The organism is Ruegeria sp. K7, from assembly GCF_056531785.1.
The window spans coordinates 152,227-167,507 of record NZ_JBQFMJ010000011.1; the positions used below are offsets into that span (position 1 = coordinate 152,227).

Consider the following 15,281-nt stretch of genomic DNA (forward strand, 5'->3'; position numbering starts at 1 on the left):
TATGACAAACATCGACTACACCCGCGCTGCCAAGTATTTCCTGCTGCAGGATTTCTGGGTCGGTATGAAACTGGGGCTGAAGTACTTCTTCGCCCCCAAGGCCACCCTGAATTACCCGCATGAAAAGGGCCCTCTGTCCCCACGTTTCCGCGGTGAGCATGCCCTGCGCCGTTATCCGAATGGCGAGGAACGCTGCATCGCCTGCAAACTGTGTGAAGCGATCTGTCCGGCGCAAGCCATCACCATCGATGCCGAACCGCGCGAGGACGGCAGCCGCCGCACGACACGCTATGACATCGACATGACCAAGTGCATCTATTGCGGCTTCTGCCAAGAGGCCTGCCCGGTCGATGCAATCGTCGAAGGCCCGAACTTCGAATTCGCCACGGAAACCCGGGAAGAGCTGTTCTACGACAAGGAAAAGCTGCTGGATAACGGTGAACGCTGGGAAGCCGAGATCGCCCGCAACCTGGAAATGGACGCGCCGTACCGATGACTGACAGCCCGACAAATCCGTTCGAGCTGATGATGAAGCAGGCTCAGGACATGGCCAAGGCGATGAACCCGGCGATGGAGAGTTTCTCGCCCAAGGGATTCGAGGCGCTGTGGCCGACCATGCCCAAAGAAGTCATGGAGATGATGTTCGGCAATGCCGTCAACAAGGACGGTCTGGATGCCAAAACCCGCCTGCTGCTGACGCTGGCCGGGCTGACCTGTCAGGGCGCTCAGGCGGACTCGGCGGTGCGTCAAACCGTCCGTCACGCGCTGGAAGCGGGCGCAAAGAAACAAGAGATCGTGGAAACGATCGGCCAGATGTCGGTCTTTGCCGGCATCCCGGCCATGACCCGCGCGCTGGATCTGGCGCAAGAGGTCATGGGCGATAACGAGGATGAGGATCAATGACCGTCTTTGCCTTCTATCTGTTTGCCATAAGCGCCATCACCGGTGGGCTGTTCACGGTAATCAGCCGCCAGCCGGTGCACTCGGTGCTGTGGCTGATCCTGTCCTTCCTGTCCTCGGCGGGGCTGTTCGTGCTGCTGGGGGCCGAGTTCGTGGCAATGCTGCTGATCATCGTCTATGTGGGCGCAGTCGCGGTTCTGTTCCTCTTCGTGGTGATGATGCTGGACGTGGACTTTGCCGAGCTGAAGGCCGAGATGGCGCGCTATATGCCGCTGGCCCTGCTGATCGGTCTGGTCATTCTGATGCAGTTCGTCATGGCGTTCGGGGCCTGGGACAGCGCGCAAGGCGTTGAGGCCAATCTGGCACAGCCGGTTCCGACAGACCGTCACAACACCGAGGCGCTGGGCGTCATTCTTTATGATCAATACTTCCTTCTGTTCCAATTGGCGGGCCTGATCCTGCTGGTGGCCATGATCGGCGCCATCGTGCTGACCCTGCGCCACCGTCAGGACATCAAGCGTCAGGACATCGTCGGCCAGATGATGCGCGACCCGGCCAAGGCGATGGAGTTGAAGGACGTGAAACCGGGGCAGGGGCTTTAAGACGATGATCGGACTTGAACACTATCTTACGGTCGCGGCGACGCTGTTCGTCATCGGCATCTTCGGTCTCTTCCTGAACCGCAAGAACGTCATCATCCTGCTGATGAGCATCGAACTGATGCTGCTGGCGGTGAATATCAACCTTGTGGCGTTTTCCAGCTTCCTCGGCGATTTGGTTGGGCAGGTATTTACGCTGTTCGTTCTGACCGTTGCGGCGGCCGAGGCGGCGATCGGGCTGGCCATTCTGGTCTGCTTCTTCCGCAACCGCGGCACCATCGCGGTTGAAGACGTCAATATGATGAAGGGGTAAGGGAATATGGAAACCACCATCCTCTTTGCCCCGCTGGTGGGCGCGCTGCTCTGCGGGTTCGGCTGGAAGTTCATTGGCGAAAAAGCCGCCATGTGGACCGCCACGGGCCTGCTGTTTCTGGCCTGTCTGCTGTCGTGGATTGTTTTCTTCACCTTTGACGGTGTGACCCAGCAGATCGAGATCATGCGCTGGATCGAGAGCGGCTCTCTGTCGACAAGCTGGGCCATCCGTCTGGACCGGTTGACCGCGATCATGCTGATCGTGGTGACGACGGTTTCGGCGCTCGTGCACCTCTATTCCTTTGGCTACATGGATCACGATCCGCAATGGCGCGAGGGTGAAAGCTATAAGCCGCGTTTCTTTGCTTATCTGTCGTTCTTTACCTTCGCCATGCTGATGCTGGTGACGGCGGACAATCTGGTTCAGATGTTCTTTGGCTGGGAAGGCGTGGGCGTCGCATCCTATCTGCTGATCGGGTTCTATTATCGCAAATCCAGCGCCAATGCGGCCGCGATGAAAGCCTTTATCGTCAACCGAGTGGGTGACTTTGGCTTTGCGCTGGGGATTTTCGCGCTGTTTTTCCTGACCGACAGCATCAACTTCTCGGACATCTTTGCATCAGCTCCGGCTTTGGCCGAAGAAAAGCTGCATTTCCTGTGGGGTGAATGGACTGCAATCGAAGTGATCTGTGTCCTGCTGTTCATCGGCGCGATGGGCAAGTCGGCGCAGTTGATCCTGCACACCTGGTTGCCGGACGCGATGGAAGGCCCGACGCCGGTGTCGGCGCTGATCCATGCCGCGACCATGGTGACGGCGGGTGTGTTCCTGGTCTGCCGCATGTCGCCGCTGATGGAGTTCGCGCCGGGTGCGACCGGGTTCATCACCTTCCTTGGGGCCTCGACCGCATTCTTTGCGGCGACCGTGGGTCTGGTGCAGACCGACATCAAACGCGTTATCGCCTATTCGACCTGTTCGCAGCTGGGCTATATGTTCGTGGCCGCTGGTGTCGGCATGTATTCCGCTGCGATGTTCCACCTGCTGACGCACGCTTTCTTCAAGGCGCTGCTGTTCCTTGGGGCCGGTTCGGTGATCCACGCGATGCATCACGAGCAGGAGATGACGGAATACGGCGGTCTGCGGAAAAAGATTCCCTATACCTTCTGGGCGATGATGATTGGTACGCTGGCCATTACCGGCGTGGGCATCCCGCTGACGACATTCGGCTTTGCCGGCTTCCTGTCCAAGGATGCCATCATTGAAAGCGCCTATGCGGGCGGTACGGGTTATGCCTTCTGGATGCTGGTTATTGCGGCGATGTTCACCTCGTTCTACAGCTGGCGTCTGATCTTCCTGACCTTCTATGGCGACCCGCGCGGCGACAAGCATACGCATGATCACGCGCATGAAAGCCCGATGACAATGCTGGTGCCGCTTGGGGTTCTGTCACTTGGTGCGGTTTTTGCCGGGATGCTCTGGTACAGCCCCTTCTTTGGGCATACCGACAAGGTCGGCAAGTTCTACGGCATCCCCGTGGCCGAAGCCTCGGAGCATGCGGAAGGTCACGACGCCGAAACGCATTCCGAGCATGTGGCTGATGGTACCGCCGAGGAGCATCACGGTGACGAAGCTGGAGAAGCTCACGCGGATACAGCGCACGCGGATGAAGCGCATGGCGAAGATGCCGCTCATGGTGACAAGGACGCAAAAGGCGGCGACCACCACTATGTCTTTGCCGGAGAACCAGGTGAGGGCGCCTTGTATATCGCACCGGACAATCACGTTCTGGACGATGCACATGCGGCGCCGAAATGGGTCAAGGTTTCGCCCTTCGTTGCGATGTTGCTGGGCTTTGTCGTGGCGTACTGGTTCTACATCGTGAACACCTCGCTGCCCGCGCGACTGGCTGCGAACCAGCGTCCGCTGTACCTGTTCCTGCTGAACAAATGGTACTTTGACGAGATCTACGACGCGATCTTCGTCAAGCCCACCGTGGCTTTGGGGCGGTTCCTGTGGAAACGCGGTGACGGCAACACGATTGACGGCTTTCTGAATGGGGTTGCCATGGGCGTAGTTCCCTTCTTTACCCGCCTCGCAGGCAAGGCGCAGACGGGGTACATCTTTACTTACGCCTTCTGGATGGTACTGGGCATCGCAGCCCTGATCACTTGGATGTCGATTGGCGGGGGCTCACACTAATGGATAACATCCTCTCCATCGTCACCTTCATCCCCGCAGCGGCGGCCGGTATTCTGGCACTGTTCCTGCAAGGCGATGATGCCGCGGCACAGCGCAATGCGAAATGGATCGCACTGCTGGCGACCACTGTCACCTTCCTGGTGTCGATCGGCATTTATACCGGCTTTGATCCGTCCAACACCGGCTTCCAGATGGTGGAAGAGGGTGAATGGCTGATGGGCCTGAAATACAAGATGGGCGTGGATGGCATCAGCGTGTTGTTCGTGCTGCTGACCACCTTCATCATGCCGCTGACCATTCTGGCCAGCTGGAATGTGACGACCCGCGTCAAGGAATACATGGTTGCCTTCCTGATGCTGGAAACCCTGATGCTGGGCGTGTTCATGGCGCTGGATCTGGTGCTGTTCTACCTGTTCTTCGAGGCAGGTCTGATCCCGATGTTCCTGATCATCGGCATCTGGGGCGGCAAGGATCGCATCTACGCCAGCTTCAAGTTCTTCCTCTACACCTTCCTCGGCTCGGTGCTGATGCTGGTGGCGATGGTGGCGATGTATTCGGATGCTGGCACCACGGATATCGAGGCGCTGATGACGCATCAGTTCTCGTCCGAAGGGTTCAGCGTTCTGGGCATCTACATTGTCGGCGGAATGCAGACGCTGATGTTCCTGGCGTTCTTTGCATCGTTTGCCGTGAAGATGCCGATGTGGCCGGTCCACACTTGGCTGCCGGACGCGCACGTGCAGGCCCCGACTGCGGGCTCGGTCGTGCTGGCGGCGATCCTGCTGAAGATGGGTGGCTACGGTTTCCTGCGGTTCAGCCTGCCGATGTTCCCCGTGGGCTCGGCGGTGATGACCGATCTGGTGCTGTGGATGTCGGCCATCGCGGTTGTCTACACCTCGCTGGTCGCGCTGGTGCAGGAGGACATGAAGAAGCTGATCGCCTATTCGTCCGTCGCGCACATGGGCTTTGTGACTATGGGGATTTTCGCGGCGAACCAGCAGGGTATTGACGGCGCGATCTTCCAGATGCTCAGCCACGGGTTCATCTCGGCGGCGCTCTTCCTGTGCGTTGGTGTGATCTATGACCGGATGCACACCCGCGACATCGAAGCGTACGGAGGTCTGGTGATCCGGATGCCCGCCTATGCGCTGGTTTTCATGCTGTTCACCATGGCCAATGTCGGCTTGCCGGGCACCTCCGGGTTCATTGGCGAATTCCTGACCCTGATGGGGGCGTTTCAGGTCAACACCTGGGTGACTGCGGTCGCCGCAAGCGGTGTAATCTTCTCGGCCGGATATGCGCTGTGGCTGTATCGCCGTGTTGTCTTTGGCGACCTGATCAAGGAAAGCCTGAAGGCAATGACGGACATGAGCTCGCGCGAGCGGCTGATCTTTGCGCCGCTGATCGTGATGACCATCCTGCTGGGTGTCTACCCGTCACTGGTAACAGATGTGATCGGCCAATCGACCGCTGCATTGATTTCGAACTATGACACGGCTCTGGCCGCGGCTGAGGCCGCGACCCAGACGGCCGCCTCGCATTAAGGGAGCTTTGGAGACATGATCCAGGCTGATCTGACAATAATCCTGCCGGAAATCGTTCTGGCCGTGTATGCGATGGCTGCTCTGATCGGGGCTGTCTATACGACGAAAGACGGGCTGGCGCCGGTTCTGGTCTGGGCGACGGCAGGTCTGATGGCGCTGCTGTCCTTCTGGATTGCCACAAATGGCGACGGCACCAATGTCGCGTTCAACGGCATGTTCGTGGATGACGGGTTCTCGCGCTTTGCCAAGGTTGCAATCCTGTTGTCGGCCGCTGCCGTTCTGGTGATGAGCCAGGATTACATGACCCGCCGCGGTCTGCTGCGGTTTGAATATCCCTTGCTGGTGGCCCTGGCCGCTGTTGGCATGATGATGATGGTCAGTGCCGGCGACCTGATGTCCCTTTACATGGGATTGGAACTGCAATCGCTGTCGCTTTATGTGGTGGCCGCCCTGCGTCGTGACAGTGCAAAGTCGACCGAAGCCGGTCTGAAATACTTCGTTCTGGGCGCGCTGAGTTCGGGCTTGCTGCTCTACGGTGCGTCGCTGGTCTATGGTTTCACCGGCACCACGCTGTTCTCGGGCATTATCCAGACGGTTCACCACGGCGATGTCTCGATTGGCCTTCTGTTCGGTCTGATCTTCCTGATCTCGGGGCTTGCGTTCAAAGTGTCGGCCGTGCCGTTCCACATGTGGACACCGGACGTTTACGAAGGGTCGCCCACGCCGATTACGGCCTTCTTTGCCACCGCTCCGAAAGTGGCCGCTATGGCGCTGTTTGCCCGACTGATGCACGACGCCTTTGGTGGTGTGGTGAAAGACTGGCAGCAGGTGATCGTGCTGCTTTCGGTCCTGTCGATGCTGTTGGGTGCGGTTGCCGCGATTGGACAACGCAACATCAAGCGACTGATGGCGTTTTCATCAATCGCCCATATGGGTTATGCGATGATCGGCCTGGCTGCAGGCACGGAAATGGGCGTCAAGGCGATGCTGATGTATCTGGCGATCTACGTGACCATGAACATCGGCACGTTTGCCTTCATCCTGATGATGGAGCGTGACGGCAAACCGGTCACCGACATTGACGCTCTGAGGCAATACTCCAAGCGTGATCCGGGCAAGGCACTGGCCGTTCTGATCCTGATGTTCAGCCTGGCCGGGGTGCCGCCGATGCTGGGCTTCTTCGCCAAGTTCGGCGTCTGGCAGGCCGGTGTCGGCGCGGGGTTGACCGGGTTGGTCATTGTGTCGGCCATCGCTTCGGTCATTGGTGCCTTCTATTATCTGCGGATCGTGTTCTACATGTACTTCGGTGAAGAGAATGAAGAACCGATCGAGACACATTCCACACCGGTTCTGTGGGTCGCTCTGATAGGGTCGGCGGCACTCATGCTGATCGGCGTGTTCTACCAGTTCGGGATCGAGGGGGCGGCTGCGGCTGCGGCGGCGACACTTGTCAACTGATCTTCCCTTTCGCAACATTCAGGAGGCTCGGTCTTGTGACCGGGCCTTTTTGACATGAGCGGGTGGCCCGCCGGATACGGCCTGCATGTTGTGCAGGAGGTGGACAGCACCCTGAACGAAGCGGCCCGGATCGCTCCGACTGCGCAGGGACCTGTCTGGATCATGGCCCATCGCCAGACGGCGGCGCGGGGCAGACGGGGACGGGTTTGGGCCAATCCGAAAGGTAATCTGGCGGCGACCTTGCTGATGCGCCCACACGGCAACCCGGAACAATCCGCCCTGCGGAGCTTTGTGGCTGCTCTGGCCCTGTTCGATGCATGCGTCGCTGTTTCAGGCCGGGCGACCGGTTTGTCGTTGAAATGGCCCAATGACGTTCTGCTGAACGGCGGTAAACTGGCCGGCATATTGCTGGAAAGCACCGGCCACGGGCGCGAGGTGTCGCACCTGGCGATCGGTATTGGCGTCAACCTGGCCGAAGCTCCGGGGGTGGATATGGTCGAACCGGGCGCTGTTCGGCCCGTATCGTTGTTGTCGGAAACAGGGGCGCAGGTGTCGCCCGAAGATTTCCTGACGGAACTTGCCTCTGCCTATGCGCGGTACGAGACGCAGTTCGCCACATTTGGGTTTGATCCGATCCGAAAGGCATGGCTGTCCCGTGCGGCCCGGTTGGGCGAGGTTATTACCGCCCGGACCGCAGCGTCAGAAACGGTTGGAACCTTCGAAACTGTAGACGCGACAGGAAACCTTGTCTTAAACACCGCGAAAGGCCGGGTGAGCATTCCTGCGGCCGATGTGTTTTTCTGAGGGAGGCGTACATGCTTCTGGCTATCGACTGCGGCAACACGAATACCGTTTTCTCGATCTGGGATGGCGAGAAGTTCCTGTGCACCCTGCGCACATCGACCCATCACGCCCGTACGGCTGATGCGTATTTCACCTGGTACTCGACCTTGGTGAAACACTATGGGATCGAAGCGGAAATCACCGATGTCATCATCGCTTCGACCGTACCGCGTGTGGTGTTCAACCTGCGGGTTTTTGCGGACCGTTTCTTTGATTGCCGCCCGCTGGTCGTGGGCCGGCCGGACTGTCTGCTGCCCGTGCCCCCACGCGTGGATGAGGGGACGGTTCCGGGGCCGGACAGGCTGGCGAATGCCGTCGGTGCCTTTGATCGGCATGGCGGCAATGTCGTTGTGGTGGACTTCGGCACTGCGACCAATTTCGACGTGGTGGCCGCAGATGGTGCCTATGTCGGCGGCATCATCGCCCCCGGTGTGAACCTGAGTCTTGAGGCATTGCATCAGGGCGCGGCGGCATTGCCGCATATCGACATAACACGTCCGGAAAAAGTGATCGGGACAAATACGGTTGGCTGTATCCAGTCCGGCGTGTATTGGGGCTATTCCGGATTGATCGAAGGGCTGATTTCCCGGATCAAGGCTGAATACGGAATGCCGATGAAAGTCGTTGGAACCGGTGGGCTTGCGCCTCTGTTCGATCAGGCCGACGTGGGGTTCGACGCAATCGAGGATGATCTGACGATGCACGGTCTGACCGTGATACATCGCTACAACAAGGAAAACGGCTCGGCATGAGCAGCGAAAGATTGATCTATTTGCCGCTGGGCGGCGCGGGCGAGATTGGCATGAACTCCTATGTCTACGGGTATGGCAAACCGGGACAGGAACGGCTGATCCTTGTGGATCTGGGCGTGACGTTTCCGGATATGGATACCACCCCGGGCGTTGACCTGATCCATGCCGATATCTCATGGCTGCGGGAACGTGCGGACCGGCTGGACGCGGTATTTGTGACCCACGCGCACGAAGACCATGTCGGCGCGGTTGCGCATTGTTATGACGCGCTGAACGCGCCGATCTATGCGCGGGTCTTCACCGCCAATATCGCGCGCCGCAAGATGGAGGAATACGGCCATCCGGAGGACGCGGTGCGCACAGCGTCTGCCTGGCCCGAACAGATTCAGGTGGGTCCGTTTACGGTCGGATTTTTGCCGGTCTCACACTCCATCCCCGAAAGTGCGGCGCTTGTGATCGACACCCCGGCTGGCCGGATCGTGCATACGGGCGATTTCAAACTGGATGCCAACCCTGTTGTCGGCGAAGCCTTCGATCCCGATCTGTGGGCCGAAGTAGCCAATCCCGGCGTCAAGGCGCTGGTCTGTGACAGTACAAACGTGTTCTCGTCCCATCCTGGACGCTCGGAAAGTGAAGTCGGGCCCGAAATCACACGACTGTTCGAAGAGGCCGACGGAATGGTCGTCGCGACCACATTCGCCTCAAACGTCGCGCGGGTCAAAACCCTGGCCGAGGCCGGTCAACGGGCCGGCCGGTCTGTTGTTCTGCTGGGGCGCGCCATGCGCCGCATGATCGAGGCCGCGACGGAAACCGGCATCCTTTCGGACTTTCCCCGCGTCGTCAGCGCCGAAGAGGCGGTGGATATGCCGCGTCAGAACCTGATGCTGATCGTGACCGGCAGCCAGGGTGAACGCCGCGCCGCAAGCGCACAGCTGGCGCGTGGCAAGTATCGCGGACTTGAGTTGAAAGACGGCGACCTGTTTCTGTTTTCCTCCAAAACCATTCCCGGCAACGAGCGGGGGGTGATTTTCATCATGAACCAGCTGAGCGAAAAGGGCGTGGACGTGGTGGACGACAGTTCGGGTCTGTATCACGTTTCAGGCCACGCCAACCGCCCTGACCTTGAGCGGGTGCACGAGTTGATGAACCCAAAGATGGTCATCCCGATGCACGGTGAACACCGGCATCTGCGCGAACATGCGAAACTGGCCGAGGCGGGCGGCCGAACCGGTATGCTGGCCGTGAACGGGACCATGCTGGACTTGACCGGGGATACGCCCGAGGTTGCGGACTACGTGGAAACCGGTCGAACCTATCTGGACGGAACCGTCAAGATTGGCGCGCTGGATGGGGTTGTGCGAGACCGGATTCGCATGGCGCTGAATGGCCACGTGACTGTGACGGTTATTCTGGATGAAGAAGATGAACCGCTGGGCGAGCCCTGGTGTGACACCATGGGCCTGCCGGAGCTTGGGTCGTCACGCGCGGCGCTGGTCGAGGTGCTGGAGGAGGATCTGAACCAGTTCCTGATGCGGGCCGAGGCCAAAACCCTGCGCGATGATGACAAGCTGGAAGAAGCGATGCGACGGATCGTACGTCAGAGCACAAAAACTGAGATCGGGAAAAAGCCCGAAGTTACCGTTGTCATCAGCCGGATGAAATAAGCGGAGGGGTCAGTCTGCTTCGGGCATGGGATAGCCCTTGAGACGCAGAAACAGGCTGGCCTCTTCATTGTTCAGGAAAAACGGCACAGAGGCCGGGGGTGATGTGTCCGCGACCCGTGCAGCGATCTCGGCCAGAACAACTTCGGTGATGAAGGGCAGGTCAAAATCACGCGCCTGATCCAGCCTGACCCATTGCAGGTGCGACAGCTCGTCCGAGGCATGGCTGAAATCGTCCAGATCGCCTTGTACCTCATCGGCATCAACCAGAAAGAACCGCGCATCAAAGCGACGGGGGCGGCCCGGCGGCGTCAGTGCGCGAAACACGAACTGCAGGCCTTGCGCAGAGGGCCGAAAACCCATCTCGGCAAAGCCCTGCCAGTCTTCAGGGATGTCTCCCGGCCAGGTGCCCGGTTGCCCCAGGATCAGGCCGGTTTCTTCCCACAACTCGCGGATCGCGGCGGAAGCCAGCGCATTCTGCAAATTTGTCTCTGCCCGCTCGGCCAGACGGCCGTGGCACTTTGAAGTCAGCGGCGTGGCAAGCGGAACATCACCATCCGCGGCATCGACTGCACCGCCAGGAAAAACGAACTTGTTTGGCATGAAAGCCGCTTTGGCCCCACGCTGGCCCATCAGAATTGACGGCTCGGTCATTCTGTCCCGCAGGACAATTACGGTTGCCGCGTTGCGAATTGCAGTTTTGTCTGTGGTCATGCCTGTCCGTCACCGGGCCCGTTCGAACCCATGCATCCGCCGCGCCCACTGATAGGCCACGACGGCCCCCTTCATCCTGGGCAGCAAGGCAAGGGTCAGAACCGTACAGCCAATGGCGAAAACCAGGGCCATCGTCAGCGGATCAGGGCGCCAGTGCACATATGAGACGTGCAGCGCGGGCGCGAGCAAGTGGCCTACAATCAGAATGGTCAGGTATGCAGGGCCGTCATCCGCCCGGTGGTGGTGCAGTTCCTGCCCGCAATTGCTGCAGTTGTCGTTGACCTTGAGGTAGCTGTGCAGCAGCTTGCCTTGTCCGCATTTCGGGCAACGGCAACGAAAGCCTTTGACCAGTGCGGGCCAGGTCTCACGATCCTGAGGAGTTGTGGTGTCGATCGTATGATCCGTCATGATGAAAACTCGCGCATTCGAATGTCGCATATATTGCGCATCTTTGGGTCTGCTTGAAAGGGGGGTGCGTCGCAATGACCGCATCCGGCGAAAAATGGTCTGAAAAATTTTTTGGTTTCCTGCGACGGAAATCTGCGGCTGTCCCGTTTTAAGACCATAAGCAGCGGCAATGGGGTCGCGCGAAAAAAGGAAACACGACATGCACAGCGCAAAGTTCATTTCGGCAATTGTTGTTGCGGCAGTTGCGATTACAGGCACAACGGCTTTGGCCGCAGGGTCGAAAAACCGGGAACCGGTGTCGTTTCAGGAACTGGATGCGAATGGTGACGGGCAGGTTACGAAAGACGAAATGCTGGCCCATCGCAATCAGCGATTTACCGATGCGGATGCCAACGGGGACGGCCAGTTGAGCGTCGAAGAGATGCAGGCGGCAGTGCAGAAAAAGACCAGCGACCGCATTGCAAGTATGTTTGAAGAACACGATGCCAATAACGATGGTTTCCTGACCACGGATGAGTTGCCGAAACCGCGCCGGGCTGACAAGATGTTTGACCGGATCGATGCGAATGATGACGGAACGATCTCGGAGCAGGAATTTGCGGATGCAAAAGGCAGAATGGGTCGGCACCACAAGAAGCGTGGCAAGGCAGACTCTGACGACAGCTGATGCGGGATGGAGGATCTGACCTCCTCAACGCAAGACGTTCGCGGCGGGACTTGCGCCGCGGACGCAATCGGTGACGATGCGTTGCTGGAGCGGTTTGCCGCCGGCGACGCAGCGGCGGCGCGTGTTTTGACCGACCGGCTTGGCCCGCGCTGTTTTTCCGTCGCCCTGCGGATGCTGGGCAACCGAGCCGAAGCCGAAGATGTCACGCAGGACGCGATGATGCGCCTTTGGCAGATGGCGCCGGATTGGATGCCGGGGCAGGCAAAGGTTTCAACGTGGCTGTATCGCGTGGTCCTGAACCTGTGCGTTGACTTGCGCCGCAAGAAACAGCCTGACAGGCTGGCCGAAGGTGTCGATCCCGAGGATGCCAGCGCAAGCGTGGTTGAACGCATGCAGGACGAGGCCCGAAAAGACGCGCTGCAATCCGCCCTGTCTCATCTGCCCGAACGGCAGCGACAGGCAGTTGTAATGCGGCATATCGAAGAGCTGCCCAACCCCGAGATTGCCGGGATCATGGGCATATCTGTAGAAGCGGTCGAAAGCCTGACGGCACGCGGAAAACGCGCCTTGGCGGGATATCTTGCCGGGCGTCGGGACGAACTGGGGTATGACGATGGCTGATGATGATACCGAGCTGAATCAACTGTTTGCGCAGGCCAGAGCCGGGCGTCGACACCTGCCGGACGATCTGGCGGTTCGGATTATGACGGACGCAGAACAAGTTCGACTGGATCGGCTTGCCAAACCTGTCCCGCCGGAGCGCAGCACGTGGCAACGCCTTCTGGACGGTATCGGTGGTTGGCAGGGCCTTGGCGGGCTGGTCGCGGCCAGTGCGGCGGGTGTCTGGATCGGGTTCTCGGCTCCGGCCTTTCTGCCGGACCCGGCGACGTATCTGTTCTCGCAGGACGCAACCTATGAAGTGGCGGACCTGGATGCAGTGTTCCTGGAGGATACGGAATGAGCGAAACACCCAAGCCAAAACGCCGTTGGATGCCGATACTTCTGGCTGCGTCCCTGGCCCTTAACTTGCTGATTGTCGGTGTCGCTTTGGGGACCTTCATGAGGGTCAAGGGCAGCGATCATGCCAAGGCGCCGCCGGGGTTCGGATCGGCCCTTTACCGGGCATTGCCCAAATCAGAGCGAACTGCGATGCGGTCGGACCTGTCCGGTTTGCGCAAAGAGGGATCGCAGCACAGGTCAAAGGATTTCGCAGCTCTCAGCCAGGCCTTGCGAACCGTGCCATTCGATCCGGCCGCCGTCGAGGTTTTGCTGACGCAGCAGGCGCGGGCTTCGGCGAAATTGCAGGGTGCCCTGCAAGGGCAGTGGCTGGCGCGTGTCATCGCAATGAGCGATGCAGAACGGGCAGTGTATGCCGACCGGCTGGACGAGGTGACAAAACGCGGTCGGCATTGGCACAAGAAAAAGGACTAAAGCGCGCTGAAACCGGTGTTACGCCGCGCTTTGCCGGGTGCTGATCTGGTTGCGACCGGCTTTTTTCGCAGCATAAAGAGCTTTGTCTGCGGATTTGATCAAACTGTCCAGAAGCGCGTGTTCGGTTTGATATTGCGGGTAAGGGGGCCGAAACACGTTCAGGCCAATGCTGGTCGTGACTTGGGTGAACCCGTTCTGGTCCGGCAGCGAAAAGGGCCTTTCGCGGATCGATCTGCACATCGCATCTGCCAGGTTCAATGCCTGCGCATTGGTCGCGTCAGGCACCCCGATCATAAACTCCTCACCTCCGAAACGGGCGACAAAGCCGCGGGGGCCAAGCGCGTTTCGCATGCGTCTGGCCGCTTCGGTCAGAACATGATCTCCGGCGGCATGACCATACCGGTCATTGATTGCCTTGAAGCGATCAAGGTCGGCCAGCATCAGAGCGCACCCACGGCCGGTGTGCCGGGATTGCCGGACGATATGGCCAACGGCCTGCATCGCAAACCGGCGGTTGTTTAGACCTGTCAGCGGGTCGACCCATGAGTCAGCAAGTCCGCGACGCAATGAGGCGCGCATCTGATCGGTGCGGGACTTGCGGGCAATCAGACTGTCCAGTCGCAGCGCAATCTCACGTGCGCAGAAGTCGCCCAGGCAAACTGCGTCGGCCCCACGATCCAGCGCTTCGGCTGCATTGGGCGCGTGTTCTTTGTCCAGAACGCCGATCAGGACGGTGTGTCGTGTGGCGCTGCGCGATCTCAGGTCTGCCAGAACGTTGAGGGAAGAGGGCGCGGTGTTCAGGTCCACGACAATTGCATCCGGAACAGGCCCTGACAGGATGTCTTTCAGGTTGGATTGGGTGTGTTTGGAAAGGCAATGATGCGTCTGCTGCTGCAGAGCCCGGCACCACGACGCACCTATGCGGTGGGACGGGGCCAGAATTGCGACCCGCGATGGCGCGGTTGGTGCGATCAATGTGGCGGGAGGTTCGGCAAAGCCGATGGGAAGCGTATCTTCCTTGAACTGAAGGTCCTGCACGTCCGCGTGCATGCGCAGCAGGCTGCGAACCCGCGCCATCAGAAAATTGTCCTTGAACGGATGGGCCAGTACGTCGTCCAGCCCGGCAGACAGCGCCTCAAGTCGGGCCGCCTTGTCATTCTGCGGGGCGATGGCAACCACGGGGATGTCTCCAAGATCCGGAATGTTCTGAATCAACCGCTTTACATCTGCGGCGGTTCCATCTGCCAGCGCGAGCGCCGTCAGCACCAGATCCGGCCGCACACGGCGCAATAGGGGTGTCAGCCCCTCAAGCTTCTCACCCTGAACGACGTGATACCATGCCGCAGTCAGCTGAACCTTCAGCATGATGCGATTGGTCGAGGCCCCGTCTAGGACAAGGATAGTTCCTTGCACGGACATTTTCGTTCACCGTTGATTGCATGTGCTGCCAAAGTGTTTATGAGTCTGGTTAACAAACCCTTTCCAAGTTCTGATCCGAGGCTTGAATATGGCAATCTCCGGCAATTCGGCGGAAACTTTGGCGCTGAATGTGCTGACTTGGCTTGTCGGTAACGAGGAACTTCTACCGGTGTTTCTGGGTTCGACCGGTGCATCGGTCGGCGATCTGCGCGCCCGCGCTGGCGAGCCGGATTTCATGGCGTCGGTTCTTGAGTTTCTGATGCTTGACGATTCGTGGGTGATCGCTTTTTGTGATGACAATTCGGTCCCTTATGACTTGCCGGGTCAGGCGCGCGCCGCGTTGTCTGGCGAAGCCGATGTTCACTGGACCTGAGAT

At 59.4% G+C, this 15,281-nt stretch carries 18 protein-coding genes; 15 read left to right on the forward strand and 3 right to left on the reverse strand.

Annotated features, from left to right (window positions below; translation table 11 throughout):
• Position 1 precedes the first annotated feature (1 nt).
• Genes nuoI through ACR0FE_RS17250 form a run of 10 tightly spaced genes read left to right on the forward strand, consistent with a single transcriptional unit; the run spans position 2 to position 10,269 of the window.
• Positions 2-496, forward strand: coding sequence for an NADH-quinone oxidoreductase subunit NuoI (gene nuoI, locus ACR0FE_RS17205; protein ID WP_480489566.1), 495 nt, complete (start codon positions 2-4; stop codon positions 494-496).
• A complete protein-coding gene (locus tag ACR0FE_RS17210) occupies positions 493-903 on the forward strand; it encodes a carboxymuconolactone decarboxylase family protein (protein WP_480914168.1) in 411 nt (136 codons plus the stop codon). Before nuoI ends, ACR0FE_RS17210 begins: the two co-directional genes overlap by 4 nt.
• Entirely contained in the window at positions 900-1,502 is a 603-nt protein-coding gene (locus ACR0FE_RS17215; protein WP_170558473.1) for an NADH-quinone oxidoreductase subunit J, read from the forward strand. Before ACR0FE_RS17210 ends, ACR0FE_RS17215 begins: the two co-directional genes overlap by 4 nt.
• A 4-nt stretch (positions 1,503-1,506) precedes the next feature.
• The gene (gene nuoK, locus ACR0FE_RS17220; protein ID WP_005984024.1) at positions 1,507-1,812 is read left to right on the forward strand and encodes an NADH-quinone oxidoreductase subunit NuoK; all 306 of its coding nucleotides are present in this window, start codon (positions 1,507-1,509) and stop codon (positions 1,810-1,812) included.
• Positions 1,813-1,818: 6 nt separating this feature from the next.
• Positions 1,819-4,008 carry an NADH-quinone oxidoreductase subunit L gene (nuoL, locus tag ACR0FE_RS17225; protein WP_480914171.1) on the forward strand — a complete coding sequence of 730 codons (2,190 nt, stop codon included), beginning with the start codon at positions 1,819-1,821 and terminating at the stop codon, positions 4,006-4,008.
• On the forward strand, positions 4,008-5,552 hold the full coding sequence (locus ACR0FE_RS17230) for an NADH-quinone oxidoreductase subunit M (RefSeq protein WP_170615380.1): 1,545 nt from the start codon (positions 4,008-4,010) through the stop codon (positions 5,550-5,552). The genes nuoL and ACR0FE_RS17230 overlap by 1 nt, the downstream gene beginning before the upstream one ends.
• A gap of 15 nt (positions 5,553-5,567) precedes the next feature.
• Positions 5,568-7,010: an NADH-quinone oxidoreductase subunit NuoN gene (nuoN, locus tag ACR0FE_RS17235; protein WP_480914174.1), complete on the forward strand. Its 1,443-nt coding sequence runs from the start codon at positions 5,568-5,570 to the stop codon at positions 7,008-7,010.
• A 54-nt stretch (positions 7,011-7,064) separates the two neighbouring features.
• On the forward strand, positions 7,065-7,814 hold the full coding sequence (locus ACR0FE_RS17240) for a biotin--[acetyl-CoA-carboxylase] ligase (protein ID WP_480914177.1): 750 nt from the start codon (positions 7,065-7,067) through the stop codon (positions 7,812-7,814).
• Positions 7,815-7,825: 11 nt separating this feature from the next.
• Positions 7,826-8,605: a type III pantothenate kinase gene (locus ACR0FE_RS17245; RefSeq protein ID WP_170615386.1), complete on the forward strand. Its 780-nt coding sequence runs from the start codon at positions 7,826-7,828 to the stop codon at positions 8,603-8,605.
• Positions 8,602-10,269: a ribonuclease J gene (locus ACR0FE_RS17250; RefSeq protein ID WP_480914179.1), complete on the forward strand. Its 1,668-nt coding sequence runs from the start codon at positions 8,602-8,604 to the stop codon at positions 10,267-10,269. Before ACR0FE_RS17245 ends, ACR0FE_RS17250 begins: the two co-directional genes overlap by 4 nt.
• A gap of 9 nt (positions 10,270-10,278) precedes the next feature.
• On the opposite strand, the gene ACR0FE_RS17255 is transcribed toward ACR0FE_RS17250, so the two are convergent.
• Entirely contained in the window at positions 10,279-10,980 is a 702-nt protein-coding gene (locus tag ACR0FE_RS17255; RefSeq protein WP_170615390.1) for an NUDIX hydrolase, read from the reverse strand.
• 9 nt (positions 10,981-10,989) lie between these two features.
• Complete coding sequence (locus tag ACR0FE_RS17260; RefSeq protein ID WP_480914182.1) at positions 10,990-11,388, reverse strand: DUF983 domain-containing protein; 399 nt, start codon at positions 11,386-11,388, stop codon at positions 10,990-10,992.
• A 199-nt stretch (positions 11,389-11,587) separates the two neighbouring features.
• Here ACR0FE_RS17260 and ACR0FE_RS17265 point away from each other — a divergent pair, with 199 nt between their 5' ends.
• The 4 genes from ACR0FE_RS17265 to ACR0FE_RS17280 are packed head-to-tail and all read left to right on the forward strand — an operon-like array spanning position 11,588 to position 13,486.
• A complete protein-coding gene (locus tag ACR0FE_RS17265; protein WP_170615393.1) occupies positions 11,588-12,055 on the forward strand; it encodes an EF-hand domain-containing protein in 468 nt (155 codons plus the stop codon).
• A 6-nt stretch (positions 12,056-12,061) separates the two neighbouring features.
• Positions 12,062-12,676 carry an RNA polymerase sigma factor gene (locus tag ACR0FE_RS17270; protein WP_480914185.1) on the forward strand — a complete coding sequence of 205 codons (615 nt, stop codon included), beginning with the start codon at positions 12,062-12,064 and terminating at the stop codon, positions 12,674-12,676.
• Positions 12,669-13,016, forward strand: a complete 348-nt coding sequence (locus ACR0FE_RS17275; protein ID WP_480914188.1) for a hypothetical protein — start codon at positions 12,669-12,671, stop codon at positions 13,014-13,016. The genes ACR0FE_RS17270 and ACR0FE_RS17275 overlap by 8 nt, the downstream gene beginning before the upstream one ends.
• Complete coding sequence (locus tag ACR0FE_RS17280; protein WP_170615399.1) at positions 13,013-13,486, forward strand: periplasmic heavy metal sensor; 474 nt, start codon at positions 13,013-13,015, stop codon at positions 13,484-13,486. The genes ACR0FE_RS17275 and ACR0FE_RS17280 overlap by 4 nt, the downstream gene beginning before the upstream one ends.
• A gap of 18 nt (positions 13,487-13,504) precedes the next feature.
• On the opposite strand, the gene ACR0FE_RS17285 is transcribed toward ACR0FE_RS17280, so the two are convergent.
• Complete coding sequence (locus tag ACR0FE_RS17285) at positions 13,505-14,905, reverse strand: diguanylate cyclase (protein WP_480914192.1); 1,401 nt, start codon at positions 14,903-14,905, stop codon at positions 13,505-13,507.
• Positions 14,906-14,993: 88 nt separating this feature from the next.
• On the opposite strand from ACR0FE_RS17285, the gene ACR0FE_RS17290 reads away from it, so the two are divergent.
• Complete coding sequence (locus ACR0FE_RS17290; RefSeq protein WP_480914194.1) at positions 14,994-15,278, forward strand: DUF3572 domain-containing protein; 285 nt, start codon at positions 14,994-14,996, stop codon at positions 15,276-15,278.
• Positions 15,279-15,281: the final 3 nt, after the last annotated feature.